Consider the following 25,428-nt stretch of genomic DNA (forward strand, 5'->3'; position numbering starts at 1 on the left):
GCCGCCCCCCAGGAAGGCGGGGAGCGGCCTCAGCCCTCCTCGTCCATCCCGGCCAGGACGAGGGGGAGCCGGGCGGCGCCGTCGGCCGTGACCCGGACGGGCACGCCCCAGTCCTGCTGGTGGACGTGGCAGGCCGGGTACTCGTTGGCCGGGTCGTCGTCGCAGGACGCCGCCATCGCCGAGACGTGCAGCACGCCCTCGGTGAGGTCGGGGTTCAGCTCCAGTTCCCGGAACAGGTCGGTCCCCGCGCCCTCCCCCGACGTCAGCAGCTCGGGCGGGGTCGAGGAGACCAGCAGGCGGGTGGAGGGCCCGTAGCGGGTATCGAGCTTCTGCCCGCTCGGGGCCCGGAAGACCACGTCGAGGCGCAGCGTGCCGGGCGCCACCTCGGTGGCGGCCCGCTGGGTGCGGTGGGCGACCGCGTCCACCCGTACCGCCTCCTCCGGGAGCCGCAGCCGGGTCAGGCGGTGCCGCGCGGACTCGACGACCACGATGTCCTCTCCGACCAGGACGGCATCGCTGGGCTCGCGCAGGTCGGTCGCCAGGGTCGAGACCTGCCCGGTAGCCGGGTCGTAGCGGCGCAGCGCGTGGTTGTAGGTGTCGCACACCGCGACCGAGCCGTCCGGCAGGGCCGTCACCCCGAGCGGGTGCTGGAGCAGGGCCTGGGCCGCGTCCCCGTCCCGGTGCCCGAAGTCGAACAGGCCGGTGCCGACGGCGGACGTGACGGCGTAGCCGGAGTCGGTGGCGTGCACATAGCGCAGGGCGCTGGTCTCGGAGTCGGCGATCCACAGCCGGTCCCCGGCGGCGGCGAGCCCGGACGGCTGGGCGAACCAGGCCTCCGCGGCCGGCCCGTCGTGCAGCCCCTCGTTGGTGGTGCCGGCGGCCACCTCGACGGTCCCCTCCGCCGGGTCCCAGGTCCACAACTGGTGGACACCGGCCATGGCGATCCACACCTTGCCCTGCCACCAGGCCACGTCCCACGGCGAGGACAGATCCACCTCAAGGGCCGGGCCGGAGGTCGGCGAGCCCTGCCACCACTGCCGTCCGGTGCCGGCGACCCTCTCGACCGCCCCGGTCTCCAGGTCGAGGACGCGCAGCGCGTGGTTGACGGTGTCGGCGACGACCACCCGCCGCCCGTCGGGCAGCAGCGCCAGCCCCTGCGGCTCGCTGAAGCTGTCCCCGGTGAAGCCGCGCTCGCCGCTGCCGATGCGGCGTACGACGCTCTCCCCGTCGGCGGCCAACTCGACCAGCTGGTGCCGCGTCGAGTCCGAGACCAGCAGGTTCCCGCTGGGCAGGAGCAGCGCCTTCCCGGGGAAGCGCAGGTCGCTCGCGACGGGCTCGGGCGCCACGTACGGCCCGTCCCCGCGCCGCAGGGTGCCCTTGGCCTGGTGCTCGGCCTCCAGCTCCTCGACCAGCTTCGCGATGGCGTGCGCATGCCCCTCGCCGGCGTGCTGGGCGACGATGTACCCCTCGGGGTCGATCACGACGAGCGTGGGCCACGCGCGCACGGCGTACTGCTTCCAGGTGGCGAGCTCGGGGTCGTCCAGGACGGGGTGGTGCACCTCGTAGCGCTCGACGGCGTCGACGACGGCCGCGTGGTCGGCCTCGTGCACGAACTTCGGCGAGTGCACGCCGACGATCACGACGGTGTCGCTGTGCTTCTCCTCCAGCTCGCGCAGCTCGTCGAGGACGTGCAGGCAGTTGATGCAGCAGAAGGTCCAAAAATCGAGGATCAATGTGCGACCTCGGAAGTCGGCCAGCTTCAGATCTTTGCCGCCGGTGTTGATCCATCCACCCTTGCCGATCAGCTCGGGGGCACGGACACGGGCACGGCGGGGTGCGGGCGCAGGGGTGGGCGCCGAGGCAGCATCGTTCATGTTTCAAGCTTGCCATCCGCGTGTGAAGGCGGGATCCCGCCCGTACGAAGCGACTCAGGGCACCCGCTCCACCACGGCGACTTCCGAGAACTCCCGGAGGAAGGTCATGTGACCGGTCCGGCCGGTGTGCTGTATGCACATGTCGGTGCACACGTCAGCGTTCCCGGTCGGCTCGGAGGTCCACTGGCAGTCCGGGTTCAGGCACCGCGCGGTTGCCGTGGTCTCGGCCGATGGGTGGCGGCGCATGACGTAGCTCACGTATCGCATCACGGCTTTCACGCTCACGTCGACTCCCCGGGGTGCGGGTGGTTCCGGAGCTCCACGTTGCAGTCACTGACCACGGAGCCGTCGCCTTCGAGGCGGGCCTCTCGACGCTGCGCAACCAGGGCGGCGCAGACTCCGCAGCCGGCTGCCGGTACGGGCTCCGGATCCGTTCGCAGCGGCAGCTCTACTGCGGGCTGCGCATAGGTGATCGGCTTCACGGCCCGATCTCGTGTCGTCCGCATGGTGACCACGCTAGGAACGCCGAGGTCGCACTCGCCATGAGATTGCATGAGGTTGCACGGCTATCACCGCAGGGTCTGAATGACGCTCGTGATCAGCGCTCGGGCCTTCGCTCCGTAGACCGCCATGTCAGCCAGCTCCCTGAACGTGTCCGCGTAAGCGGCAACCTCACTGGGCTGGGTCAGCGTGAGGTAGCCCGAGACCAGCTCGACGTTGACCTGTCCGGTGTCGAAGATCCAGAACCCTTCCACCGGCATCCGGGAGCGTTCGGTTCGTGTGGGGACCACGCCCAGGCTGACGCTGGGCAAAGAGCCGACCGTGAGGAGGTGGCAGAGCTGTTCCTCCTGTACCTCCGCCCCACCGAGCCCGTTCCGCAAGACCGATTCCTCAACCAGGAACGCAAACCGCCGATCACCCTTGTAGAGCACGCGCTGACGCTCCATGCGGACGGCGACCGCATCGGCAACGTCGTCCACTTCGACCCGTCTGCGCTGGACCGCGCGCAAGACGGCTTCCGTGTAACCGTAGGTCTGGATCAGGCCCGGAACGAACCACGAGGAGTACGCGCGGAACCGGCGGGTTCGCTCGAAGAGCGGGAGACGGGCTTCCTGGGCCTGCTTGAGCCCGGCGCGCTCCATGCGCCGCCACCCGACCCACATGCCTTCGGCGGTACGCAGCGAGGCCAAGAGGTCTTCCGTCTGATCTTCCGACCCGCACGCCTGGCACCAAGCCCGGATGTCGTCAGGGGACGGGGGCGTGCGCGCGTTCATGATCCGTGACGACTTGGACGGATGCCAGGAGCACAGACGGGCGATGTCCCGTCCGGTGAGGCCGGCATCCCGGCACAGCTCAGCAAGTCGATTCGCCAGAGCCTGCCGGGCCTGCTGTGCGCTTGATGAGGGTGAGACGGCCATGGTGGTGACAGCTCAGCGCGGTCGGTACTGCTCGTGCGGGACGGCCCGTTGCCAGGCTGCTTCGAACGCAACGGCGCACAGCTTCACCCGCTCGGGCTCGTCCGTGTACTCCCGCCCGTCCTGGTCGAGCTGCCCGTTCCCGGTGAAGTGGTGGAACAGCGCCTGCGTGCTGTCGAACAGCCAGAAATCGGTACCCGGCAAGGCCAAGTCCGTCGTCTGCCGCCGTGGCAGCCACCGGACCAGTTCGCCCGCCGCGATGTTCGTGAAGGTGCAGTCGTACTCGTACCGCACGTAGTCGCTGATCGGCTCCGACACGATCCGAAGCCGCCGGACCACGACCCCTCGGGCCGTCGCTTCGCTTACCGCATCGTGCCAGCCGCCCCACCACGAAGACCGGTCAGCGGGGTCGAGGCGCTTCCCCTGCTGCCACGCGATGAACTCGGGATCACCGAGCATGTAGCTGTCACGCAACTCAAGGTGCACCGCCGAGTGCTTTGCTCGTGCGAGTGCATGACGGGCGGGTGGCTGCACGGCCTGCCTCTCAGTTGTCGTCCGGGCGCGGGATGTACTTCAGCATCACCGCGGGCAGCCGGATGATCGTCTCGTGGTCCGGAACGTCCGTGGAGTGACCCGGGATCGAACCGATCTCCTGGCACGCCTTCACCTCGTCCTCCGTCGCCTTGTACGACTGGATCAGAAGGTCGCCGGTCTCCTCGTGGAGCCAGATCGTCGGAGACTCGTCAGTCGGCGTGTTCGGGATGATGCCGAGGAACTTTAGGGTCATGGTCGCTCCCGCCGTCGAGTGCCTTGCACCGGCGTGCACGAGCCTCACCCTGGCGGCTGAGCCGCGCAAGAGGGCCTTTGCACAAGGCGGTTGGGCTGCAATCGAACGGACCAAAGCCCCCGCACCCCCGCACCCACCGCACCCATCGGGGCCGACGAGCACGGGCCCATGGTGTTCCAAGGCCCGCCGGGTGGCTTCGTGGGGCCTGCGGCGGGATTTGCAGGGCGTCAACTGTGCCGCTCTCGCGCCTTCGGTGATCGATATGCGCTGGTCAGAGCCACCGTGGGCCCGAAAAACGGAGTCACACCCAGCGTGCGCCTTCCGAGCTGGGGCCGGGGTCGGGATGGCGACCACAGGGCAACTTCGCACCGACGCTCGGGCCGCCCCAGTGACGAAGTGACGGAATGACGTTTAGTTCTATTCCATCCATAGAGACTCAGAACATCTCTTAAGGAGGTAATGGACTTCGACCGTCATTTCGTCACTTCGTCACCCGCCGGCTCCTCCCCAACACCGTCTCTCGACGCCCAGACGATCCGGCAGCGCTCGTCGCCGTCGAACCTCACGCCCACCCTGCCTCGCCGGACTTCCACTCGATCGATTGCGAGGCCAAGGCGCTCACGTCTTCCGGCCGCATCGTCGGCTTCCCAAGCTTCACGAAGCAGGCCCGCATCCAGGAGAGGAGAGATGTCCACGGAAGGGGTCGGCATCCGCAGTAGGTCCGCGCGCAGCCCCTCGATCCGGGTACGAAGTCGTCCGGCGAGCCGGTTGTACCGGTCGATCGCGTCTGCGCCGGTGAACTCGCCACGGACGTACCTGGCCTCCTCCAGGTCCGCCAGACGGGCCCCCTCGTCCGCGATCTCCGCCTCGATCGCGTCCCGCTTCGCGAAAACCTCCGGGTCCTCCCTCTGTACCCAGCGATCGGCGATCACGGCGAGCAGCGGGTCCTGGGGCTCCAGGGACGGCAGGCGTGAGAGGAATGCCCGGGTTACGTAGTCGTCGATGCTCTCCACCCGAACCGAGACGCCGGAGCATCCTCGCCCCATCCGGTGGCTGGAGCACTGGTACGACGTGCCGGCCTTGCTCATCCGGGCCCCACAGAGCCCACAGCGCGCTATCCCGGTGAGCAGCGACTTCCCTTGCTTGTGACCGTGCCGCTTCCCCGCCAGAGGAAACGTGCGCGCTTCGAGCTGGCGGAGGATGAGCTCACGCTCCCCGACCGTGATGATCCCCTCACCGATGCTCACGGTCTCCAGCGTCTTTGGGTCCCGGTAGGGGGAGACCCGGTTCATGTACTTGCGGGTCCCGTCCGGCTGCTCCTCGTACTCGGTCTGCGGCATGAGTCCGGCGAAGGCCGGTGAGCGAAGGAGCTGCATGACACTGGACGAGTTCCACTCGCCTCCGCGGGCCGACTCCACCCCGTGCTCGTTCAGCAGTCGGGCGATGTGGACGAGGGCCTTCCCGGACAGTGCTTCGTCGGCGATCAGGCGGGCGTAGACGGCGGTCTCGGGGTCGTGGACGAGCTTCTTCGTCTCCGGGTCCACCAGCAGCCCGTAAGGCGGCTGTCCGCCGATCCACTGGCCCCGCTGCCGTAGGTACCGCTTGGCGTTGCCGACGCGCATCCCAAGGTTGCGGGACTCGTTGCGCGCCAGTTCCGCCAGCATCGCGATGGTGACCCGGGCGCTGTCGTTCTTCGTGTCGAGGCCGTCCATGACGGAGACCAGCCGTCCGCCGACCCGGCCTATGTCGTCCAGCGCCTTGCCCACCTCGCCGATGCCCTTGCGGGACAGGCGGTCGAGCTTCCAGACGATCAGAACGCCCACGACGCCGGCCGTGGCTGCTGTGATCGCCGCATCGAACCCCTTGCGGCTGACGTTCTTGTAACCGGAACGTCCACGGTCGATGTGGACCTTGCGGACGGTCAGTCCGTTGCGCTCCGCCCACGCACGGCAGTCGGCTTCCTGCCGGTCGATCGCGGTCTTGCCTTCCCGGTCAAGGGACAGGCGCAAGTACAGGTCAGCAGTGATGTGTTGGTGCACGTCCCCACGCTAGCGAGGAGTGCGCACATTGATTCAGGAAATCCAGAAATCTACAACAACGCACTTACCTCGCAGGTCGGCGAGGGTGAGCTCTTTGCCTCCGGTATTGAGCCAACCGCCCTTGCCGATCAGCTCGGGAGCGCGGACACGGGCACGGCGGGGCGCGGGCGCAGGGGTGGGCGCCGGGGCAGCATCGTTCATCCTCACAGCTTGCCATCCGCCCGTGGACGACCCATCACGCCCGTACGAAGCGCCTGCTCAGGGCATGCGCTCCAGCACGGCGACTTCCGAAAACTCCCGGAGGAAGGTCATGTGACCGGTCCGGCCGGTGTGCCGGATGCACAGGGCGGTGCACACGTCCGCGTTCCCAGTCGGGACCGGTCCCGACGCCGACGGGCTCCGGCCGCCCGCTGCGAAGGCCGGGGAAGGCGAGGCGCCGCCGTATGGCTACGCCGGCCCGAACAGGGCGCTCAGGCGCGGCAGCCTGGTTGCCAGTTCGGCATCGTCGTCGAAGTCGAAGTCCCAGGCGGGATCCAGAGGCGGGTAGCCGATCGTGAAGGACTCCGCCGGGAGCTCGCGGCCCGTGGCGCTCTCGTACGCGGTCCACGCGATGGAGAGGGCCTCCTCGTCCCACAGCTCCAGGCCCTCCGCCGCCGCCTCCCGGACCGCCGGGTGCTCCGCGAGGGAGTCCGGGTCGGCCACGGCGGCGTCGAAGACCGCCCGGCCCTGCGTGAGGAGCCAGCCGCGGAAGTAGTCGAAACCGTCGTCCGAGCAGCCGCCGTTGATCATGTAGGCCGCTGCCCAGAGCGGGCTGCGGTAGGACTCCGCGAGCAGGTCCCACAGCACCTGCTGGGCCGCGGCCACCTCCGCCTGCGGGCGCGCCGCGAGCAGCTCCGCGGCGCGCCGCGCCACCGCGCTCTCCGCTTCGCCCGTGCCCGCCGTCGGCGCCGCCGCCGCGTCCGCGCGGGCCGTCTCGATCAACTGCCAGAACGTCTGCTGGTCCATGGGGAGAAGCCTGGCACCCGGCACTGACATCAGCCCAGGAACGAGCGCAGGGATGCCGTGAGCGAGGTGACGAAGGCATCCTGGACCTCCGCCGGGAGCAGGCCGAGGGACAGGTACGGGTTGAGGTCCTCCAGTTCGACGAGGAGCAGTTCGCCGGAGGGCGCACGACAGGCGTCCACGCGCTGGATGCCGTGGGAGAGGGTGTTCCACTCGACGAAGGCGCGGGCGAACGCCAGGTCCTCGCCGGTCGGTTCGTACCGGCGCAGCTCCCAGCGGCGGGCCGGGTCCGGGGCGTGGAGCGCGTACTGGAAGGTGTCGTCGACGAAGTAGAAGGAGACCTCGTACGCGAAGTCGATGCGCGGCTGGATCAGCACGGCCCCGGCCTCACCGCCCGGTGTCGCGGTGAAGGTGAGGCCGATGGAGTCGGCGCCCTGCTTCGGCTTGACCACGTACTCGGGCACCTGCGGCAGCTCGGCGAGCCGGGCCGGGTCGTCGATCGTGGGGATGACCGGGTGGCCGGCGGCCGTGAGGTCGAGGAGGTACTGCTTGCCGGCCATGTCGGCGCGGCCGGTGAGGGGGTTGTAGACGGGCGTGCCGGCGGCGAGGGCGGCGGCCCGGAAGGCGTCGTACTCCTCCTGGTAGTGCAGGACCGGGCCGCTGTTGCGGACGATCACCGCGTCGAAGCCGGGCATCAGGGTGCGGGCGTCGGCGGGATGGCACAGGGCCAGGTCGAAGTGCTCGCGCAGGCGCGAGGTGAGGAATATGTCCTCGTCGCAGTAGCGGCGGCCGCGTGCGGGGTACGCCAGGTCGGTCACGTAGAGCAGGGGCATGAGGGCAACCTATCGCGGGCACTGATGAGGGCATGAAATACCTCGTTCGGGACAAAATGCTTGCCATTGGGGACGACTACTGGATCGAGGACGAGGACGGGCGGCACGCCTTCCTCGTCGACGGGAAGGCACTGCGGTTCCGGGACACGCTGGAGCTGAAGGACCCGGACGGTCGGATCCTGATCACGCTGCGGGAAAGGCTCTTCGGGTTCCGCGACGCGATGACCCTGGAGCGGGACGAGCAGCGGCTCGCGGTGATCCGCAGGAAGCGCTTCTCGCTGCTGCGCAACCACTTCCGGGTGACGCTGGTCGAGGGCACGGAGCTCGATGTGAGCGGGCGGATCCTGGACCGGGAGTTCAAGGTCGAGTACGAGGGCGAGCTGCTCGCGCTGGTCTCCCGGCAGTGGTACCGGGTGCGGGAGACGTACGCGGTGGACGTGGTCCGGGAGGACGCGGACGCGGCGCTGCTGGTCGCGGTCGCGGTGTGCGTGATCCGGATGGCGGAGAAGGAGCGGGAGGACTCCCCGCAGGACTGAGCGGACGTGAGTACGCGACCCATCGGAGACTGAGCATCCGCGCTCATGCCGGGGCGGCAGCCGGCGGCGAGGATCGTGGGCGTCCCCCCTCGGCAACCACGGAAGGAACCCCACGGTGCGCCCTGACGCCTACGCGGCCCTCTACGGGCGGTGGCAGCCCGCGCAGCAGGTCCACGTCCCCGTCGGCAGGGATCGGCCCGGCGTCGTCGCGCTCGCGGCCCTGGTGTGGGCGGTCACCGTCCTGTCGGTCGCCTGGGTGGGCGGCCTGCTGTCGGTCGCGCTGGTCTGGGGGCGGCGGCGGGGCAGCCGATCGGCGAGCTGCTCCTGTGGTTCCTTCCCCTCCCGGCGGGCGCCCTCGGGCTCACCGCGCTGGCCCGCGCGCCCGGTGTCCGCAGGCTGACCGGGTCCGCGCGGGTGCTCCTGCTCGGTGCGCTGGCCTGCCCCGTCCCCACCGTCCTCGCGGTGTGGCTGTGGTTCCTCACCGGCTGACCCGCCGGGGCGACCGTCAGCGGCCCAGGCGGCGGTCCTTGAGCGCAGGGAACTGCGCGCGGGTGTCGGCGACCCTGGCCGGGTCCAGGTCCACCGTGAGGACCTCCTCGCCGGGGCCGGCCTCCGCCAGGACCTCGCCCCACGGGTCCACGACCAGGCTGTGTCCGGCCTGCTCGACACCCGCGTGGGTGCCGGCCAGCCCGCAGGCCAGGACGTAGGACTGGTCCTCGACGGCGCGCGCCCGGTTCAGCAGCGTCCAGTGCGAGCGCCGGCGGGCGGGCCAGCCGGCGGCGACGACCATCGTGGTGGCCCCGGCGTCAACCAGGCCGCGGAACAGTTCCGGGAAGCGCAGGTCGTAGCAGGTGGCGATGCCGAGGGTCTGTTCCGGCAGCTCCACCGTGGTCAGGGAGTCCCCGGCGGACATGAGGACCGCCTCGCCCTGGTCGAAGCCGAATCGGTGGATCTTGCGGTAGGTGGCGGCCAGCTCGCCGGCCGGGGAGAGGACCAGGGCGGTGTTGTAGAGGGAGCCGTCGCCCGCGCGCTCCACGAGCGAGCCCGCGTGCAGCCAGACCCCGGCATCGTGCGCGGCCTTGGACAGGGCCTCGAAGGTCGGCCCGTCCAGTGGTTCGGCCTCGGTCTCGAACTGCTCGTACGCGAAGGCGCCGACCGTCCACAGCTCGGGCAGCACGACGAGGTCCGACTCCTCCTGCTCCCGTACGAGATCGGCCACGCGGGCGCGTCGGGAAGACACCGACTCGCCCTCGTTCACTGCGATTTGGATCAGCGAGGCGCGCACATTACCACCGTCCTGGTGTTCAAGCCGTCAACTCGGCCTATGAATCGTCACACGAAAGCACTGCCGGGGTGCTCACGGGCAGCGTAGTTTTGGAAACTGAGTCCACCGCTTCCGAAACGCGCCACTGAACGACGCCACTGAACAGCACCGCGAGGGGTCCCGTTGACCGTCCATCCGCATCCCAGTCTTCAGCCCTATACCGACGCGTGGACGCACTCGATCGAGGCGATATCCGAGCTGGTCCTCCCCCTGGCGGAGGGCGAGTGGAACCGGGCGACCCCGTGCCCCGGATGGTCGGTCCGTGACGTCGTCTCCCACATCATCGGCATCGAGTGCGAGCAGCTCGGGGACCCCCGGCCGATCCACACCGTGGCGCGGGACCTGCGGCACGTGGTGGACGAGTTCAGCCGGTACATGGAGGTCCAGGTCGACGTACGGCGCCACCACACCGCGCCGGAGATGACCTCGGAGCTGGAGTACACGGTCATCCGCCGCGCGCGGCAACTGCGCAACGAGAAGCGGGATCCCGGCACGATGGTGCGGGGGCCGTTGGGCGACCAGGTGACGCTGGAGCAGGCGCTGCGGCTGCGGGCCTTCGACGTGTGGATCCACGAGCAGGACCTGCGCTGGGCGCTGGGTGCGCCGGGGAACTGGGACTCGCCGGGCGCGTACGTGGCGCAGGACCTCCTGCTGGCCGGGCTGCCGAAGGTGGTGGCGAAGCGTGCGGGTGCCCCGGCGGGCTCGGCCGTGGTGATCGACGTGCACGGTCAGCTGGAGTTCATGCGGACCGTTCGGGTGGACGCGGACGGCCGCGGCACGATGGACAAGTCCCCCTCGCTCGGTCCGGCGGTGACGCTGGCCCTGGACTGGGAGACCTACGTCCGGCTCGCGGCGGGCCGGGTGCGGGCGCACGCGGTCGCCGACCGGGTGAAGGTGGAGGGCGACGCTCAGTTGGCGGAGGCCATCCTGACCCAGTTCGCCGTGACCCCGTGAGCCGGGCCCCACTGCCCCTGCAAACCCCTGCCCCCCTGATCCCCTGACTCCCCGACCCCCTGACTCCCCGACCCCCGGACTCCCCGACCCCCGGAAGCGGCCTACGACGTCTCGCGCGCCGTCGTCCCCGGCAGCGGACACACGGCGGACCACGGCCGCGGGTCCGCCTCCGGCCCGCTCGCCTGCGCGGGAACGGCGACGCGGCCGCGGGCCGCTTCCCGGAAGAGCGCGCGCCTGCGCAGGCTCAGGATCCGGGTGACGCCGATCGCTTCGAGCACGAAGACCGTGGAGAAGGCGATGCGGTAGTCGTCACCGGTGGCGTCCAGCAGGACGCCCACCGTCAGCAGGGTCGTCATCGAGGCGATGAAGCCGCCCATGTTGGTGATCCCGGAGGCGGTGCCCTGGCGTTCGGCCGGGTTGGCCGGGCGGGCGAAGTCGAAGCCGATCATCGATGCCGGGCCACAGCCGCCCAGCACCACGCACAGGGTGATCAGCAGCCACATCGGCGCGTGCCCGCCCGGATACGCGAGGACCGCCCCCCACATGAGGGCCGTCAGGCCCACCGTCCCCAGGGCGAGCGGTATCCGCGCGGCCTGGCGGCGGCCGATGATCTGGCCGTAGACCAGCCCGAGCGCCATGTTCGAGGCGACGACCAGGGTCAGCAGCCCGCCCGCCGTGCTCCGCGTCAGCCCCTGCGCCTCGATGAGGAAGGGCATGCCCCACAGCAGCAGGAAGACCATCGCCGGGAACTGCGTGGTGAAGTGCACCCACAGCCCGAGCCGGGTGCCCGGTTCGCTCCAGGAGGCCTTGATCTGGCGGCGCACGAAGCCCGCGCCGCCGCTGCGGGCCGCCGCCGGTGGCGGCTCGTGCCCCTCGGGGTGGTCGCGCAGGAACAGCACCAGCGGCAGCAGGACCACCAGCCCGGCCGCCGCGCTGCCGGCGAAGGCCGCGGTCCAGCCGACCCCGTGCAGCACGGGGGCGAGCACGAGGGTGGAGACGAGGTTGCCCGCCATGCCGACCAGACCCGCGAGCTGCGCCATCAACGGCGCGCGCCGGGCCGGGAACCAGCGGGTGCCGAGCCGCAGCACGGAGATGAAGGTCATCGCGTCGCCGCAGCCGAGCAGCGCCCGGGCGGCGAGGGCCGTCTCGTACGAGGGGGAGAGCGCGAAGCCGAGCTGCCCCGCGGTGAAGAGCACCGCGCCCAGCGTCAGCACCTTCTTGGTGCCGAGCCGGTCCACCATCAGGCCGACGGGGACCTGCATGCCCGCGTAGACGAGGAGTTGGAGCAGGGAGAAGGTGGCGAGGGCCGAGGCGTTGACGTGGAAGCGGTCCGCCGCCTCCAGACCGGCCACGCCCAGGCTGGTGCGGAAGATCACGGCCACGAAGTAGACGGCGACGCCGATGCCCCAGACGGCGACGGCCCTCCCGCCGCCCGGCGGGTCCCCGGGCCCGGCGCTCCGGGCCCCCGCCGCCCCGGTGGCCCCCGCCGCCCCCGGCGTCGTGCTCGACGGGCCGGCGCTCACCGGCCCGGCCCCCGCACCAGTGACTCGACGCGGCCGATGTGCCCGCGCACCGCGGCTGCGGCCGCGGCTGCGTCCCCGGCCCGCAGCGCGTCCAGGATCTCGGCGTGCTCGGCCAGCGTCCGCTCCAGCCGGTCGGGGTGGGCGTGCAGCAGAGCCACGCCCATCCTCAGCTGCCGGTCGCGGAGTTGGTCGTAGAGCCGGCTCAGGATCTGGTTGCCGGCATTGCGCACGATCTCGGCGTGGAAGCCCCGGTCGGCCGCCATCACCGCGGCGAGATCGCCTGCGGCGGCGTGCCGGCGCTGTTCGCCGAGCAGCGCCTCCAGCCGGTCCAGCAGGCCGGGGGGCGCGGGCACGGCCCTGCGCACGGTGAACTCCTCGACGAGCAGGCGGGTTTCGAGGACGTCGCTGATCTCCTGCGCGGAGACCGCCAGGACCAGCGCACCCTTCTTCGGGTACAGCTTCAGCAGCCCCTCGGTCTCCAGGCGCAGCAGCGCCTCGCGGACCGGGGTCCGGGACACCCCCACCGCCTCGGCGAGTTCGCCCTCGGTGAGGAGGGTGCCTCCTTCGTAGTGCCGGTCGAGCACACCGTGCTTGACGTGCCGGTAGACGCGTTCGGCGGCGGTCGCGGTGCTGGTGACGGCAGGCATGCGCACAGCATAGATACAACAGGGGTGCAGCCAGTGGACCGGTCCGGGATATGGACCTCCCGGCGAGGAGGACCGCTGCGAGGAGGACCGCTGCGGGACATCCGCCCCGGGCAGGAGGCCGCAGCGGCCCGTCTCCGACCCCGCCCGGTACCGCCTGCACCGAAGGATGTACGGCGTCTTCGTCCGGCCGCAGGACGTACCCGGTCCGCCGCGCCGGAAGCCTGGAGTCATGGCCGACACCCTCGCCCCGGTGGTCCGCACGACCACCCGGCTCCCCCTGCTCGACATCCTGCGCGGCGCCGCCATCCTCGGCACGCTGATGACCAACGTCTGGATCTTCGCCTCCCCCGGCTCGGAGTGGAGCGTGCTCCAGGGCGGCATGAAGGCGCCCGACGCCCTCGCCGACCCCTCCGCCGCCACCCTCGCCGAGGCCGTCTTCCGCTTCCTCGCGGACGGCAAGTTCCTGGCTCTGCTCACGGTCCTGTTCGGGGTCGGCCTGGCCATCCAGTTCGATGCCGCCGCCCGGCGCGGCGAGCGGTGGCCCGGCCGCTACCCGAAGCGCGCCGCCTTCCTCTTCGTCGAGGGAACCGTCCACTTCGTCCTCGTCTTCGCCTGGGACGTGCTGATGGGGTACGCCGTGACCGCCCTGCTCGTCGCCTGGCTGCTGGCTCGCTCGGAGAAGGTCCGGCGGGCGGCCCTGTGGACGGCGGCCGGGATGCACCTGGCGCTCGTCGGCCTGCTGACCCTCGACGCGTTGAGCCGGCCGGACGGCGCGCCGAAGGCCCCGGACCCGGCGGCCGTCGATCTGTACGCCCACGGGAGCTGGCCGGCGCAGGCCGCCTTCCGCCTGGAGCACGTCGCCGCCCTGCGCATCGAGCCCGTCATCTCCTTCGGGCTGCTGGTCTTCCTCTTCCTCCTCGGTGTACGGCTCCACCGCGCGGGCGCCTTCACCGCCACCGCCGAGGGCCGCCGCATCAGGATCCGGCTGGCCGGCTGGGGCCTGGGCCTCGGACTGCCGCTGAACTGCGCGACCACCCTCGGCGGCGGCGACTTCTACCTCCTGGGCCGCTACGGAGCGGCGCCGCTGCTCGCCCTCGGCTACATCGGCCTGATCGGCATCGCCCTGGACCGGCTGTGGGTCCCCGCACCCGTGACCCGCGCCCTCGGCCGCATCGGCCGCACCGCCCTGTCCTGCTACGTCGCCCAGAACCTCCTCTGCGTGCTGCTCTGCTACGGCTTCGGGCTGGGCCTGGCCGCCCGGCTCGGCGGCAGCGGCCCCTGGTGGGTGATGGGCCTGTGGGCGGGCGTGAGCCTGACGCTGGCCGCCGGGTCGTGGCTGTGGCTGCGCCGCTTCGACCGCGGCCCCCTGGAGGGCTTGCAGCACGCGGTACTCAGCCCGCGCCGCCGCTCCCCGGCGTGACCTCGACCTCCAGCAGGAATTCGTCGTACGGCGCCTCGTCCGGGTAGGGCGGCCTGACCTGGGCGAAGCGGATCCCCGCCCGGCCGCCGCCCGGGGGCAGGGCCCTGACGACGTAGCTCAGCTCCACCGCCGCCCCGGGCGTCGCGGCGCCCGCGACGGTCGGCCCCGGCGCCACCGACACCGCGTCCGTGTCGCCCGTGACCTGCCAGGTCCACACGTATCCGCGCGCCCCTCGCCCGGTGAGCCGCAGCTCGTAGCGCTCACCGGGGCCCAGCACGACCCTGCGTACCTCCACGCCCGCCCGGTCCTCTCAGACGGGGCCGATCACCGGCCCTTCGTGCCAGCCCGCGCCGTCGCGCCAGTAGTGCTGCAAGCGGCGGTCGGTGCGCAGGACGACGACTTCCAGGTTGAACCCGAAGCTGCCCTGGAGCATCCCGGTGACCGCGGTGACGTCGTGGCCGAAGACCGCGCTGCGCCGCCAGGGGGAACCGCCCGCGTTGCCGCGCCACCAGTGCTCCACCTGCCCGCCGGCCACGGCCACGCACAGTTCGTAGTTCCCGGCGGTGTCCTCGTCCGCGGCTCCGTACTGCCCCTCGATCAGGCAGGGCGCGGAGGTGGCCGGCGCACCGCTGCCGAAGACCTCCCCGGCCCGCCAGACGAAGCCGTTGGGGTCGTCGCGCCACCACAGCTGCATGCGGCCGTCGGTACGGGCGGCGACCAGGTCGAGGTGACGGGAGCGGGTCTGGACGAGGGCCGGGCCGTAGTGGGCGATGCCGGAGGCGAAGCGGCCGCCGTCGTTCCAGGTCCAGGGGGCGCCGTTGATCCGCCACCAGTGGTTGAGCCGGCCGTCGGCGGTGCGGACGACCACCTCGAAGTTGCCGGGCTTGCCGTAGTCGCTCTGGATGAACGCCGGGGTCGAGCCGACGGCCGCGTCCCCCGGCCCGAAGACGCCGCCGTCGCGCCACACCCCGGCCGACTGCTCGTAGTACCAGTGGCGCAGCCTGCCGCCCGTGGTCACGTGCAGGGATTCCATGTTCCGGTTGTAGGTGGTCCCGGTGAACGCCGGCTGGCCCGAGGCGTCGCCCGCGAACGTGCCCGCGCGGGCCCAGGCGAAGGGCGCGTCGCCCTCGCGCCACCAGTGCTGGAGGCGGGCGCCCGTGGTCGTCGCGAGGAGCTCGAAGTTGCGGTGGGCGCGGCCGTTGCCGCTCTCGTAGACGTTGCCGGTGTGCAGGCGGCGCTTGGTCCACGGATCGGGGTTGGTGCCGCGCAGTCCGCACTTGGCCCAGTGGTCGACGTTCACCTCGCCGTAGGCGATCCGGCCGTAGCCGCCGACGTGGTAGCCGGTGCCCCAGGAGTTCTTGAACAGCCAGCAGCCCGCCGCGTCGTCGTAGCCGACGACCAGGACGCAGTGGCCGCCCGCGAGGCGGTCGCTCGTGCGGTGGTAGACCCCGGCGCCGAGGCCGAAGAAGTCGTCGTACACGTCGAAACAGGCGGTCAGCGGGCCGACCGTGTCCAGCCACACCTTCTGCTGCTCCACGTCGCCGAGCCGGACGTAGTCGGAGATCCGGACGGTCCGGCCGGACCGGTCCCAGCTGGGCCTGTACTCGGCGCGCCAGGCGTCCCGGCGGGCGGCCGGCAGCCCGGCGGGCGGGGTGCTGTACGGCCAGCAGTCCGGGTCGGCGAGCCCGCCGTTGGCCTTGATCCAGTCGAGGGCGGTCTCCGGATTGCTGCCCTGGCCGCAGGTGAAGCGCAGGCCGTCGTGGACGTCCCCCTCGGAGCGCTCCGCCCACACGTCGTGCTCGATGCGGGTCATGGACTCCACCAGGCCGGTGGCGCCGAAGGCCCAGCAGGAACCGCACGGGTTCTGGTCCTTGACCTTGGTGATCCAGGGCAGGCCCCAGCGGTTGCGCCAGTCCACGGCGGCCGGCCTCGCCCGGCGGGCCGGTTCCCCTGCCGGGGCCCCGGCCAGCAGTCCGTGGGCGGCCCGGCGCCGGGTCAGGTGCGGGTTGCCGCTGGGGTGTTCGATGATCCCCCGCAGGTCGATCGTGCCCACGTCCTCGGCGGGCGTCAGGTTCGCCCCCGGCTCCAGACCGAGTGCCGGCCGCGGCACCGGCTCCTCGTCGGCCAGGTCCTCCAGGACCGACCAGCGCGCCCCCTGCGCGATCAGCTGCGCTCGCAGCTCCCCCACCGTCTGAACGGACTCCTGCGGCATGGCGGCCCCCCGGCTGCACCCGTGCGGATCAGAGATCCGGGGAGCTTCCCTCCGCCGCCGGGGACCGTCAAGGGGGTCCGCACGGTCGCGCGGTGGCACGAGGGGGCGTTCCCACAGAGGTCGCCCCCTACCGGTCAGTCGTCGGCGAGGGCCGCTCTGATCCGGGCCAGCGACGGGTTCACCATCGGCGGGTGGTCCGCGACGACCACCGTCGGGACGGTCTCGTTGCCGTCGGCCACGCCGCGGACGAAGGCCGCCGCGTCCGGGTCCCGCCAGATGTCGACCTTCCGGTAGGGGATCCGCGCCAGCCGGAGCTGGGTGAAGAGCTTGATGCAGAAGACGCATCCGGGCCGCCAGTACACGGTGACGGCACCACGGCCGGACCCCTTCGAAACGAACCTCTCCATGTCACAACCCCTTTGACCGACCCCCGCCCGACCCCCGCCCGACCCGGACGACAGTACCCGCGGGAAGGCAGAACGGGCCGGCTCGCCCGCCGGGGGGTCCGTATAGGGTCCCCGTATGGGCACCTGGATCGCGCCGAGCGTCATCGAGAGAGAGCTGTACGAGGCCAAGGGCGCCGGGGACTGGACCGCGTACTTCGAGGTGCTCGCACGCTCCCAGCTCTACCTGGTGCAGCCCCGCGTGCAGTCCGACGCGCACCCCGATGCGGTCTTCTTCCACCCCACCGCGAACCGCATGCTCGTCGTCCTCACCGCCGGGATGCTGCCCGCGCCCAGCCCGGAGACGGTCTTCGAGTCCCGCAGCCTGGGCTGGTTCTCCAAGGTGTGGGCCGCCGACGACCCCGCCTTCCTCGCCGTGAACCCGGGCTCCCCCGCCGAGGCGTACCTCACCACCACCCCCGCCGACCTGGCCCGCTGGCGCGCGCACGCGGACGCCGCACCGCACTACGGCCTGCCCGAGGGACGGGTCCACGCCCTCTTCACCGGCGGGCCGCTGCACGGCGACATCGCCCACGGGCTCGCCGTCGGCGGGCATCTCGCCGTCACGAACGGCGAGTTCTGGAACGCCCTCGCCTACCACGGCAGCGGCTACCGGCACGAGCGCCGCCGCGTCGCGAAGAGCTGGGGCATCACCGACCGGGCCGACTGGCTCGCCGTCCTGGAAGAGCTGCTGAGCACCTCGGTCGTCAGCCCCGTCTGGGAATTCGCGCTCCGGGTCCGCCGCGTCCTCGCCTCCGACTTCGCGGGGCCCGTCGACGTCGAGCACTGGCGGCACGCCGCCGAGGCGAGCCTGCGCCGCAACGCCGAACGCTCCGCCGAACCGCAGCTCACCCCGGACGGCGTCACCGTCGCCCGGCCGCGCCCGAGCGCCGAGGTCGAGGGGGAGATAGCCGGCGTCAAGCGCCTCATTGGCCGGATCGCCCGCTACGAACAGCGCTTCCGGGCCGACGGCCTCCTCCCCGAGGACGGCTGGGTCCGCTCGGTCGAGGCCTGGGACCTCGGCCGCGCCTCCCAGATGGCCCGCTGGGGCATCGGCTGCCGCTACGGCACCCTGCACGAGGCGGAGAGGGCCGTGCTCCGCGCCGGGGAGGCCGCCCGCGAGACCTACCGCTCGTGGCAGGAGTTCTCCGCGGGGTACGTCCTCGGCCGGTGCCTGCACTTCGACGAGGAGGAGTTCGGCACCTGGTACACGGGCGCCCTCGCCGCCCACGTCACGCTGACCACCGACCCCGCCAGCCCCTGGCGCAACATCCCGTGGAAGTGAGCGACCTCGGGTAGTCGGCGGCCCGGCCGACATCCGCCCGCGGACCGCACCCGGCCGAACTAGCCTCGTTCCCATGACTGTCGAGATGAACGAAACCGTGCGCGGGCTGCTCGACGCACCGCACCCCGCCGTCCTGTCGACCATCAACCCGGACGGGAGCCCGCAGAGTTCCGTGATCTGGGTGACCCGTGACGGCGGCGACCTGCTGATCTCCACCGAGCAGGGCCGCCGCAAGGAGCGCAACATCGTCCGCGACGGCCGGGTCGGGCTGACCGTCTTCGACCTGGCCAACCCCTTCCTGTACGCGGAGATCCGCGGCACCGCCACGGTCACCGAGGACGCCGGCCGCGCGGTGGCCGTCCGCATCGCCGAGGAGTACATGGGACCGGGCGCCGGCAAGGAGTACCAGGACGCCCCGCCCGAGAACGTCCGCGTGGTCGTCCGCATCACCCCGACCAGGGTCCTCGGCAACGCCGCCCGCCAGGGCTGAACGCCGGCGTACGGAAGGCCGCGCCGGCCCGCGATACGTGCGGGCCGGGGCTGCGCCGCCTACGGAAGCAGGGGCCTGACCCGGGTCCAGGCGTCGACCGCGGTCGCCGCGGGGGTGCCGTCCGGCAGGTGGCGGCGCAGGGACGTCAGCCACGGGATCAGCGCCTTGATACGGCGCAGGTGGCGGATGCGGTGGTGCGGGAGGTCGCGCCAGACGCGGCCCTGGGCCGCCGCCTGCTCCGGGGTCAGGTCGATCAGCGCGAACAGGTCCCGGCACAGGGCGGCCGGGTCACCGCCGCGGTCCGGGCCGAACTGTTCGATCAAGTAGGCCCGCACACAGGCCAGTTCGGGGGCACGGACCAGCTCCGCCGTGTCTTCGGCCGCCGCGCAGCGGTAGGTGGCGGCCAGTGCCACCCGGCCCCAGCGCAGCCGGATCCCGTCCGGCAGCCGTTCGTCGCGCATCCGCACCCCGGCCAGAACGCGCAGCGTCCGCGGATGGGGTTCGTCCCGCAGCGGCGGGTCAGCGGCCAGCCAGGCCTCCAGATCCTCCAGCGCGTGCCCGCCGGGCGGCACGGAGGTCAGCACCTGTCCGCGGGAGAGCAGTGCGACGATGGCGCCGCTGAAGTGGACCTTCGCCGTGTGACCGGCGTCGAAGGAGCCGACGGTCCGTCCGTACCGCTCGATGTGGCGCAGGCCCATCCGCGACGCCCCGACGGCGTAGACCTGCCCCGCGCGGGCCACCCCGCCGATGCAGCGGACCACGCACACGCCACCGGTGACGTCGGCCTCCTCGACGGAGTAGACCTGCAGTTCGGCGATGGACACCCCGGCCCCCTTCCCCGGGCGGCAGGTTACCCCTCGGGGAAGGGAGCCGTACCCACCCCGGCGCGCCCCGGTGCTCGCGGGCCGGCCCGGTTCACCGCCCCGGCGCTTCCAGAACGAGGCGGATCTCGGTGACCTCGTAGCCGGCGCGGTCGAAGGCCGCGGCCATCGGCTTGTTCACGGTGTCCGTGGTCGCGGTGATCCGCTCGGCGCCCTGCGAGGCGTGGAAGCGGGTGATCTCGGCGAGGATCTCGTCGATCAGCCCCCGGCCGCGCTGTTCCGGTACGACGCCCAGGTAGCCGACGTTGCGGTGGTACGGGGTCGCCGAGGGCACGGCCAGACCGGCGAGGCGGCCGTCCGGCAGATGGGCGAGGCGCCACCAGGAGCGCTCGCCGGGGCAGTCGAAGTAGAAGTCGAAGTCCTCGCGGGCCAGCTGCTCGGCGTCCATCACCTCCAGTTCGTGCCGGGTGGCGAGGTCGAGGCTGCCCCGGGACAGCCGGGCGAAGGCGTCCAGCATTTCCTCGTCGGTGCCCTCGCGGAAGACGAGCCGGTCGGTGGGCGCGGGCATCCCGGCGGCCGGGGTCCACTCGTAGCGCAGGCGCTCGATCTCGCGGGTCAGTCCCGTGCGGTACGCGGCCTCCTGGCGCCAGCCGACCGCCGCGGCCAGCTCCGGGGCGTCCCGCCAGCCCCGGGGCAGGGAGATGGTGTAGCCGGGGAGCCCGCCGAAGGCCTTGTGTCCGGCGTCCAGCAGCCCGGCGGCGACCCCGGCCGGGTCGGCCACGCCGGCGGCCACCTGGAGGCAGTCGAGCGCGATGGGCCGCTCGCTGTCGGCCCGCCCCCACCACAGGGCGCGGGCCAGGATCCGCCCGCCCTCGTCCTCGGCGGTCCAGATCCACTCGGGGCGGATGCGGTTCCCGGCGAGCTCCTCGCGGATCCTTCCGGCGGTGAGGGCGGGGACGGGGCCGGCCGCAGGGTGGGCGACGGCACGGGCCAGGTCTGCGGGACCTGCGGTGGCGGCACGGAAAAGCATGCGCAGATGATCACACGGGGCGCAGGGCACGGCCAGGGGTTTGCCGCCCGTGGAGGCGGGCGCAGAAGGCCGACGGCCGGCCTCCTCGGGGGAGACCGGCCGTCGGCTTCGTCCTCGTGTCCGCTACGACCAGGTGATCAGCCGGCGGGGGTGCTCCAGCACCGCCGCGATGTCGGCGAGGAACTTCGAGCCGAGCTCACCGTCGATGAGGCGGTGGTCGAAGGACAGCGCCAGCGTGGTGACCTGGCGCGGCTTGACCTTGCCCTTGTGGACCCACGGCTGGAGCTTGATCGCGCCGACCGCGAGGATCGCGGACTCGCCCGGGTTCAGGATGGGCGTACCGGTGTCGACGCCGAAGACGCCGACGTTGGTGATGGTGATGGTGCCGTTCTGCATGTCGGCCGGGGAGGTCTTGCCGTCGCGGGCCGTGGCGACCAGCGAGGACAGGGACTCCGACAGCTCGCCCAGGGTCTTGGCGTGGGCGTCCTTGATGTTCGGGACGATCAGCCCGCGGGGGGTGGCCGCCGCGATGCCCAGGTTGACGTAGTGCTTGAGCACGATCTCCTGGGCCGCCTCGTCCCAGGACGCGTTGACGTCCGGATTGCGACGGATGGCCACCAGGACGGCCTTCGCGATCAGGAGCAGCGGGTTGATCCGCAGACCGGCGAGGTCCGGGTCGTCCTTGAGCTCCTGGACCAGCTTCATGGTGCGCGTCACGTCGAGGGTGATGAACTCGGTGACGTGCGGCGCGGTGAAGGCCGAGCCGACCATGGCCTGGGCGGTGACCTTGCGTACACCCTTGACCGGGATACGGGTCTCCCGCGCCGACGGCTCGGCCAGCGCGACGGTGGACACCGCCGCGACGGCCTCGGCCGCCGGGGCCTGGGCCGCGGCGGGGGCCGCGGCCGCGGGGGCGGCCTGCGGGGCGATCGCCGCGGCGGCCGCCGCGTGGACGTCCTCCCGGGTCACCACGCCGCCGTCACCGGTCGGCACCACGGAGGCCAGGTCGATACCCAGGTCCTTGGCGAGCTTGCGCACCGGCGGCTTGGCCAGCGGACGCTCACCGGTCGGCTGCGCCGGGACCGCGGGCTGCACCGGCGCGGCCGGAGCCGCGGGGGCGGCGGGGGCGGCGGGCGCCGCCGCGGGCGCTGCGGTGCCGTTCTGCGCGGCGACGGCGGGAGCCGGCGCGGCCTTGCGGGGGCGCCGCTTGGTGGACGACTCGGCGACGCCGTAGCCCACCAGGACGGGCTGGCGGGCCGCCGGGGCGGCCTCCTCGGCGGCGGGGGCGGTGGCCGCCGGAGCGGCCTCGGCGGCGGCCGGGGCCTCGGCGCCGGCGTCACCGGTCTGCACCGAGATGATCACCTGGCCGACGTCGACGGTGGTGCCCTCGTCGAAGAGGAGGGCGTGCACGACACCGTCGAACGGGATCGGCAGCTCGACGGCGGCCTTGGCCGTCTCGACCTCGCAGACGACCTGGCCGTCGGTGACGGTGTCACCCGGCTGGACGTACCACTTGAGGATCTCGGCCTCGGTGAGGCCCTCGCCCACATCGGGCATCTTGAATTCGCGGATGGTCATGGAACGTGGCTCCTCAGTACGCCAGCGAGCGGTCGACGGCGTCGAGCACCCGGTCCAGGCCCGGCAGGTACTCGTCCTCCAGGCGGGCCGGCGGGTACGGGGCGTGGAAGCCGCCCACGCGCAGTACCGGCGCCTCCAGGTGGTAGAAGCACCGCTCCGTGATGCGGGCGGCGATCTCCGATCCCACGCCGAGGAAGACCGGCGCCTCGTGGACGACGACGAGCCGGCGGGTCCGCTCCACGGACGCCTGGATCCCGTCGAAGTCGACCGGGGACATCGAGCGCAGGTCCAGGACCTCGACCGACTTGCCCTCCTCGGCGGCCGCGGCGGCCGCCTCCAGGCAGACCTTCACCATCGGGCCGTAGGCGGCCAGGGTGAGGTCGGTGCCCTCGCGCACCACGCGCGACGTGTGCAGCTCGCCGGGGATGGCCTCGGTGTCGACCTCGCCCTTGTCCCAGTAGCGGCGCTTCGGCTCGAAGAAGATCACCGGGTCGTCGCTGAGGATCGCCTGCTGGAGCATCCAGTAGGCGTCGGCGGCGTTCGACGGGGAGACCACCTTCAGGCCCGCGACGTGCGCGAACAGCGCCTCCGGGGACTCCGAGTGGTGCTCGACCGCGCCGATGGCACCGCCGTAGGGGATGCGCACGACGACCGGCAGCTTGATCTTGCCCAGGGCGCGCGCGTGCATCTTCGCGAGCTGCGTGACGATCTGGTCGTACGCGGGGAAGACGAAACCGTCGAACTGGATCTCCACGACCGGCCGGTAGCCGCGCAGGGCCAGGCCGATGGCGGTGCCGACGATGCCCGACTCGGCCAGCGGGGTGTCGATGACCCGCTCCTCGCCGAAGTCCTTCTGCAGGCCGTCGGTGATCCGGAAGACACCGCCCAGCTTGCCGACGTCCTCGCCCATGATCAGGACCTTCGGGTCCTGCTCCAGGGCCTTGCGCAGCGACTCGTTGAGCGCCTTCGCGATCGACATCTTCTGGGCAGCCATCAGTGACCCTCCTCGGCCGACTCGAAGGACGCGAGGTAGGCGGCGAACTGGGCGCGCTCCTCGTCGACGAGCGCGTGCCCGTCCGCGTAGACGTTCTCGAAGATCGCCATGGTGTCCGGGTCGGGCATGGCGCGCACGGCCTCGCGCACGCGCTTGCCCATGGCCTCGCTCTCGGCCTCCAGCTCGGCGAAGAACGCCTCGTCGGCGCCGCCGGTGGCCAGCAGGTGGGCCTTCAGGCGCTGGATCGGGTCCTTGGACTCCCAGGCCGCCGTCTCCTCGTCCCGCCGGTACTTCGTCGGGTCGTCGGAGGTGGTGTGCGCGCCCATGCGGTACGTGTACGCCTCGACGAGGGTCGGGCCCTCGCCCCGGCGCGCCCGGTCCAGTGCCCAGCGGGTCACGGCCAGGCAGGCCAGGACGTCGTTGCCGTCGACACGGACACCGGGGAAGCCGAAGCCCTGCGCGCGCTGGTAGAGCGGCACGCGCATCTGGCGCTCGGTCGGCTCGGAGATCGCCCACTGGTTGTTCTGGCAGAAGAACACCACGGGGGAGTTGTAGACGGCGGAGAAGTTGAAGGCCTCCATCACGTCGCCCTGGCTCGACGCGCCGTCGCCGAAGTAGGCGATCACGGCCGCGTCCGCGCCGTCCTTGGCCACACCCATCGCGTACCCGGTCGCGTGGAGCGTCTGCGAGCCGATGACGATCGTGTAGAGGTGGAAGTTGTTGAGGTTGGGGTCCCAGCCGCCGTGGTTCACACCGCGGAACATCCCGAGCAGGTTGGTCGGGTCGACCCCGCGGCACCAGGCGACGCCGTGCTCGCGGTAGGTCGGGAAGACGTAGTCCGCGTCGTTCAGCGCCCGGCCGGAGCCGATCTGCGCGGCCTCCTGGCCGAGGAGCGAGGCCCACAGCCCCAGCTCGCCCTGGCGCTGCAGGGCGGTCGCCTCACCGTCGAAGCGGCGGGTCATGACCATGTCGCGGTACAGGCCGCGCAGGTCCTCTGTGGTGATGTCTGCGACGAAGGGGGCGAACTCCGCGTTCTCCGCGTTGTCGACCCGCTCCCCTTGGGGCGTCAGCAGCTGTACGAGCTGAGGTTCAGCGTCCTGCGTCTGCGCGGTGGCAGCGGCGGGCTTGGCGGCGCTCGCCGCACCTGCCGCCCGCTTGGTGCCGCTGCTGCGTCGCGGCTTGCGCGCGGCAGTGCTCTCCACGGTCACTTGTGCTCCTCCGTCGGTCCGGCACCCGGGTTCTCCGGGGTCCAGTGCGGCTCACCTGCGTCCGTGACGAGCGCACGGGGTGGGTGCGCATCGCGTTCGGGATTCAGGCGTGACAGGCGTCCCGGCGAGTGCCCTGCGCAATGCACGTTACCCAGTGCGCCGCATAACTGCGAAACCCCGTTTGACCTGCGTTTTTGCTTGGATTTCCAAGTAAATCCGCAGGAGCGGGAACAACCACTGGTCACAGCCTTGCAGGGGCCGGGAACAACGGCACGTTATCCCGGGTAACTCCGGCAGGGAAGGGGTTGGTGTGTGAAACTGACTTCGTGCGCGAAGACGGAAAAATCAAGGTATTCCTCCTGGACGACCACGAAGTGGTCCGTCGGGGCGTCCACGAGCTGCTGTCGGTCGAAGAGGACATCGAGATCGTCGGCGAGGCCGGCACGGCCGCCGACGCACTGGTCCGGATCCCCGCGACCCGCCCCGACGTGGCCGTCCTGGACGTCCGGCTGCCGGACGGCAGCGGGGTGGAAGTGTGCCGCGAGGTCCGCTCGCAGACCGAGGACGTCAAGTGCCTGATGCTGACCTCGTTCGCCGACGACGAGGCCCTCTTCGACGCGATCATGGCCGGTGCCTCCGGCTACGTCCTGAAGGCGATCCGCGGGAACGAGCTGCTCAACGCCGTGCGTGACGTCGCCGCCGGCAAGTCGCTGCTGGACCCGGTGGCCACTGCCCGGGTGCTGGAGCGGCTGCGCGACGGCAAGGGGGGCAGGGGCGACGACCGCCTCGCCAACCTGACCGAGCAGGAGCGCAAGATCCTCGACCTGATCGGCGAGGGCCTGACCAACCGGGTCATCGGCGAGCGGCTGCACCTGGCCGAGAAGACGATCAAGAACTACGTCTCCAGCCTGCTGTCCAAGCTGGGCATGGAGCGCCGCTCCCAGGCCGCCGCCTACGTCGCCCGCCTCCAGGCCGAGAAGCGCTAGGGCGGGCGGGCAATTTCAATTCCCCTT

The 25,428-nt window shown here is 71.8% G+C and carries 27 protein-coding genes; 7 read left to right on the forward strand and 20 right to left on the reverse strand.

The features are described from left to right. Positions 1 to 29: 29 nt before the first annotated feature. The 9 genes from AW27_RS16215 to AW27_RS16255 all read right to left on the reverse strand — a co-directional run bounded on the left by AW27_RS16215 (position 30) and on the right by AW27_RS16255 (position 7,950). Positions 30 to 1,874, reverse strand: a complete 1,845-nt coding sequence (locus AW27_RS16215; protein ID WP_037920602.1) for an NHL domain-containing thioredoxin family protein — start codon at positions 1,872 to 1,874, stop codon at positions 30 to 32. Between the two features lie 54 nt (positions 1,875 to 1,928). Further along, the gene (locus AW27_RS16220; protein ID WP_052030361.1) at positions 1,929 to 2,159 is read right to left on the reverse strand and encodes a DUF7848 domain-containing protein; all 231 of its coding nucleotides are present in this window, start codon (positions 2,157 to 2,159) and stop codon (positions 1,929 to 1,931) included. After that, positions 2,156 to 2,380 carry a hypothetical protein gene (locus AW27_RS16225; protein WP_078556407.1) on the reverse strand — a complete coding sequence of 75 codons (225 nt, stop codon included), beginning with the start codon at positions 2,378 to 2,380 and terminating at the stop codon, positions 2,156 to 2,158. Before AW27_RS16225 ends, AW27_RS16220 begins: the two co-directional genes overlap by 4 nt. A gap of 63 nt (positions 2,381 to 2,443) precedes the next feature. Beyond that, the gene (locus AW27_RS16230; RefSeq protein ID WP_037920600.1) at positions 2,444 to 3,292 is read right to left on the reverse strand and encodes a helix-turn-helix domain-containing protein; all 849 of its coding nucleotides are present in this window, start codon (positions 3,290 to 3,292) and stop codon (positions 2,444 to 2,446) included. A 12-nt stretch (positions 3,293 to 3,304) separates the two neighbouring features. Beyond that, positions 3,305 to 3,823: a DUF6879 family protein gene (locus AW27_RS16235; protein ID WP_236647598.1), complete on the reverse strand. Its 519-nt coding sequence runs from the start codon at positions 3,821 to 3,823 to the stop codon at positions 3,305 to 3,307. Positions 3,824 to 3,833: 10 nt separating this feature from the next. Continuing rightward, a complete protein-coding gene (locus tag AW27_RS16240; RefSeq protein ID WP_037920596.1) occupies positions 3,834 to 4,076 on the reverse strand; it encodes a hypothetical protein in 243 nt (80 codons plus the stop codon). A 473-nt stretch (positions 4,077 to 4,549) separates the two neighbouring features. Beyond that, positions 4,550 to 6,115, reverse strand: a complete 1,566-nt coding sequence (locus AW27_RS16245) for a recombinase family protein (RefSeq protein ID WP_037920594.1) — start codon at positions 6,113 to 6,115, stop codon at positions 4,550 to 4,552. Positions 6,116 to 6,562: 447 nt separating this feature from the next. Next, positions 6,563 to 7,120: a DUF4240 domain-containing protein gene (locus AW27_RS16250; RefSeq protein WP_037920592.1), complete on the reverse strand. Its 558-nt coding sequence runs from the start codon at positions 7,118 to 7,120 to the stop codon at positions 6,563 to 6,565. A gap of 29 nt (positions 7,121 to 7,149) precedes the next feature. Further along, positions 7,150 to 7,950: an ATP-grasp domain-containing protein gene (locus AW27_RS16255; RefSeq protein ID WP_037920590.1), complete on the reverse strand. Its 801-nt coding sequence runs from the start codon at positions 7,948 to 7,950 to the stop codon at positions 7,150 to 7,152. A gap of 32 nt (positions 7,951 to 7,982) precedes the next feature. On the opposite strand from AW27_RS16255, the gene AW27_RS16260 reads away from it, so the two are divergent. Next, positions 7,983 to 8,486: an LURP-one-related/scramblase family protein gene (locus tag AW27_RS16260; protein WP_037920587.1), complete on the forward strand. Its 504-nt coding sequence runs from the start codon at positions 7,983 to 7,985 to the stop codon at positions 8,484 to 8,486. Between the two features lie 115 nt (positions 8,487 to 8,601). Beyond that, positions 8,602 to 8,886 carry a hypothetical protein gene (locus tag AW27_RS16265; RefSeq protein WP_236647597.1) on the forward strand — a complete coding sequence of 95 codons (285 nt, stop codon included), beginning with the start codon at positions 8,602 to 8,604 and terminating at the stop codon, positions 8,884 to 8,886. A 105-nt stretch (positions 8,887 to 8,991) separates the two neighbouring features. On the opposite strand, the gene AW27_RS16270 is transcribed toward AW27_RS16265, so the two are convergent. Beyond that, positions 8,992 to 9,771 (reverse strand): carbon-nitrogen family hydrolase, encoded by a 780-nt coding sequence (locus tag AW27_RS16270; RefSeq protein WP_037920586.1) that lies wholly within the window; start codon positions 9,769 to 9,771, stop codon positions 8,992 to 8,994. A gap of 162 nt (positions 9,772 to 9,933) precedes the next feature. Here AW27_RS16270 and AW27_RS16275 point away from each other — a divergent pair, with 162 nt between their 5' ends. Further along, entirely contained in the window at positions 9,934 to 10,764 is an 831-nt protein-coding gene (locus AW27_RS16275; protein WP_037920583.1) for a maleylpyruvate isomerase family mycothiol-dependent enzyme, read from the forward strand. A gap of 101 nt (positions 10,765 to 10,865) precedes the next feature. Here AW27_RS16275 and AW27_RS16280 read toward each other — a convergent pair whose 3' ends face one another. Both AW27_RS16280 and AW27_RS16285 read right to left on the reverse strand, forming a co-directional pair. Then, positions 10,866 to 12,287 (reverse strand): MFS transporter, encoded by a 1,422-nt coding sequence (locus AW27_RS16280; protein ID WP_078556297.1) that lies wholly within the window; start codon positions 12,285 to 12,287, stop codon positions 10,866 to 10,868. Further along, on the reverse strand, positions 12,284 to 12,934 hold the full coding sequence (locus AW27_RS16285; RefSeq protein ID WP_037921374.1) for a GntR family transcriptional regulator: 651 nt from the start codon (positions 12,932 to 12,934) through the stop codon (positions 12,284 to 12,286). Before AW27_RS16285 ends, AW27_RS16280 begins: the two co-directional genes overlap by 4 nt. Before the next feature lie 229 nt (positions 12,935 to 13,163). Here AW27_RS16285 and AW27_RS16290 point away from each other — a divergent pair, with 229 nt between their 5' ends. Beyond that, positions 13,164 to 14,354 (forward strand): DUF418 domain-containing protein, encoded by a 1,191-nt coding sequence (locus AW27_RS16290; RefSeq protein ID WP_037920581.1) that lies wholly within the window; start codon positions 13,164 to 13,166, stop codon positions 14,352 to 14,354. Here AW27_RS16290 and AW27_RS16295 read toward each other — a convergent pair. The 3 genes from AW27_RS16295 to AW27_RS16305 form a co-directional block, all read right to left on the reverse strand. After that, on the reverse strand, positions 14,326 to 14,649 hold the full coding sequence (locus AW27_RS16295; RefSeq protein WP_037920579.1) for a hypothetical protein: 324 nt from the start codon (positions 14,647 to 14,649) through the stop codon (positions 14,326 to 14,328). The two genes, AW27_RS16290 and AW27_RS16295, sit on opposite strands and share 29 nt — an antisense overlap. 15 nt (positions 14,650 to 14,664) lie before the next feature. Then, positions 14,665 to 16,542, reverse strand: a complete 1,878-nt coding sequence (locus tag AW27_RS16300; RefSeq protein ID WP_236647596.1) for a C1 family peptidase — start codon at positions 16,540 to 16,542, stop codon at positions 14,665 to 14,667. 158 nt (positions 16,543 to 16,700) lie between these two features. After that, complete coding sequence (locus AW27_RS16305) at positions 16,701 to 16,973, reverse strand: glutaredoxin domain-containing protein (protein ID WP_052030360.1); 273 nt, start codon at positions 16,971 to 16,973, stop codon at positions 16,701 to 16,703. Positions 16,974 to 17,088: 115 nt separating this feature from the next. On the opposite strand from AW27_RS16305, the gene AW27_RS16310 reads away from it, so the two are divergent. Both AW27_RS16310 and AW27_RS16315 read left to right on the forward strand, forming a co-directional pair. Beyond that, a complete protein-coding gene (locus tag AW27_RS16310) occupies positions 17,089 to 18,294 on the forward strand; it encodes a DUF1266 domain-containing protein (RefSeq protein WP_037920574.1) in 1,206 nt (401 codons plus the stop codon). Positions 18,295 to 18,367: 73 nt separating this feature from the next. Further along, positions 18,368 to 18,784 carry a PPOX class F420-dependent oxidoreductase gene (locus AW27_RS16315; protein ID WP_037920572.1) on the forward strand — a complete coding sequence of 139 codons (417 nt, stop codon included), beginning with the start codon at positions 18,368 to 18,370 and terminating at the stop codon, positions 18,782 to 18,784. 59 nt (positions 18,785 to 18,843) lie between these two features. Here the strand turns inward: AW27_RS16315 and AW27_RS16320 are convergent, their stop codons facing one another. The 5 genes from AW27_RS16320 to pdhA all read right to left on the reverse strand — a co-directional run bounded on the left by AW27_RS16320 (position 18,844) and on the right by pdhA (position 24,415). Further along, complete coding sequence (locus AW27_RS16320) at positions 18,844 to 19,608, reverse strand: hypothetical protein (protein WP_037920570.1); 765 nt, start codon at positions 19,606 to 19,608, stop codon at positions 18,844 to 18,846. 91 nt (positions 19,609 to 19,699) lie between these two features. Then, positions 19,700 to 20,635: a GNAT family N-acetyltransferase gene (locus AW27_RS16325; protein WP_037920567.1), complete on the reverse strand. Its 936-nt coding sequence runs from the start codon at positions 20,633 to 20,635 to the stop codon at positions 19,700 to 19,702. A 123-nt stretch (positions 20,636 to 20,758) separates the two neighbouring features. Next, positions 20,759 to 22,213, reverse strand: a complete 1,455-nt coding sequence (locus tag AW27_RS16330) for a dihydrolipoamide acetyltransferase family protein (RefSeq protein WP_037920565.1) — start codon at positions 22,211 to 22,213, stop codon at positions 20,759 to 20,761. 13 nt (positions 22,214 to 22,226) lie between these two features. Then, on the reverse strand, positions 22,227 to 23,207 hold the full coding sequence (locus AW27_RS16335; RefSeq protein WP_037920564.1) for an alpha-ketoacid dehydrogenase subunit beta: 981 nt from the start codon (positions 23,205 to 23,207) through the stop codon (positions 22,227 to 22,229). Continuing rightward, positions 23,207 to 24,415, reverse strand: a complete 1,209-nt coding sequence (gene pdhA / locus AW27_RS16340; RefSeq protein WP_037920562.1) for a pyruvate dehydrogenase (acetyl-transferring) E1 component subunit alpha — start codon at positions 24,413 to 24,415, stop codon at positions 23,207 to 23,209. The genes AW27_RS16335 and pdhA overlap by 1 nt, the downstream gene beginning before the upstream one ends. A gap of 326 nt (positions 24,416 to 24,741) precedes the next feature. On the opposite strand from pdhA, the gene AW27_RS16345 reads away from it, so the two are divergent. Further along, entirely contained in the window at positions 24,742 to 25,401 is a 660-nt protein-coding gene (locus AW27_RS16345) for a response regulator (RefSeq protein ID WP_037920560.1), read from the forward strand. The last annotated feature ends 27 nt before the right edge of the window (positions 25,402 to 25,428 follow it).

The sequence above is a fragment of the Streptomyces sp. PCS3-D2 genome, from assembly GCF_000612545.2.
Taxonomy (GTDB): domain Bacteria; phylum Actinomycetota; class Actinomycetes; order Streptomycetales; family Streptomycetaceae; genus Streptomyces.

Excerpts from the sequence above, each read along its gene's own strand:
- AW27_RS16215 (WP_037920602.1), bottom strand. The coding sequence starts at position 1,874 with ATGAACGATGCTGCCTCGGCGCCCACCCCTGCGCCCGCACCCCGCCGT.
- AW27_RS16225 (WP_078556407.1), bottom strand. The coding sequence starts at position 2,380 with ATGCGGACGACACGAGATCGGGCCGTGAAGCCGATCACCTATGCGCAG.
- AW27_RS16230 (WP_037920600.1), bottom strand. The coding sequence starts at position 3,292 with ATGGCCGTCTCACCCTCATCAAGCGCACAGCAGGCCCGGCAGGCTCTG.
- AW27_RS16240 (WP_037920596.1), bottom strand. The coding sequence starts at position 4,076 with ATGACCCTAAAGTTCCTCGGCATCATCCCGAACACGCCGACTGACGAG.
- AW27_RS16250 (WP_037920592.1), bottom strand. The coding sequence starts at position 7,120 with ATGGACCAGCAGACGTTCTGGCAGTTGATCGAGACGGCCCGCGCGGAC.
- AW27_RS16255 (WP_037920590.1), bottom strand. The coding sequence starts at position 7,950 with ATGCCCCTGCTCTACGTGACCGACCTGGCGTACCCCGCACGCGGCCGC.
- AW27_RS16260 (WP_037920587.1), top strand. The coding sequence starts at position 7,983 with ATGAAATACCTCGTTCGGGACAAAATGCTTGCCATTGGGGACGACTAC.
- AW27_RS16285 (WP_037921374.1), bottom strand. The coding sequence starts at position 12,934 with ATGCCTGCCGTCACCAGCACCGCGACCGCCGCCGAACGCGTCTACCGG.
- AW27_RS16290 (WP_037920581.1), top strand. The coding sequence starts at position 13,164 with ATGGCCGACACCCTCGCCCCGGTGGTCCGCACGACCACCCGGCTCCCC.
- AW27_RS16305 (WP_052030360.1), bottom strand. The coding sequence starts at position 16,973 with ATGGAGAGGTTCGTTTCGAAGGGGTCCGGCCGTGGTGCCGTCACCGTG.
- AW27_RS16310 (WP_037920574.1), top strand. The coding sequence starts at position 17,089 with ATGGGCACCTGGATCGCGCCGAGCGTCATCGAGAGAGAGCTGTACGAG.
- AW27_RS16315 (WP_037920572.1), top strand. The coding sequence starts at position 18,368 with ATGACTGTCGAGATGAACGAAACCGTGCGCGGGCTGCTCGACGCACCG.
- AW27_RS16325 (WP_037920567.1), bottom strand. The coding sequence starts at position 20,635 with ATGCTTTTCCGTGCCGCCACCGCAGGTCCCGCAGACCTGGCCCGTGCC.
- AW27_RS16330 (WP_037920565.1), bottom strand. The coding sequence starts at position 22,213 with ATGACCATCCGCGAATTCAAGATGCCCGATGTGGGCGAGGGCCTCACC.
- AW27_RS16335 (WP_037920564.1), bottom strand. The coding sequence starts at position 23,207 with ATGGCTGCCCAGAAGATGTCGATCGCGAAGGCGCTCAACGAGTCGCTG.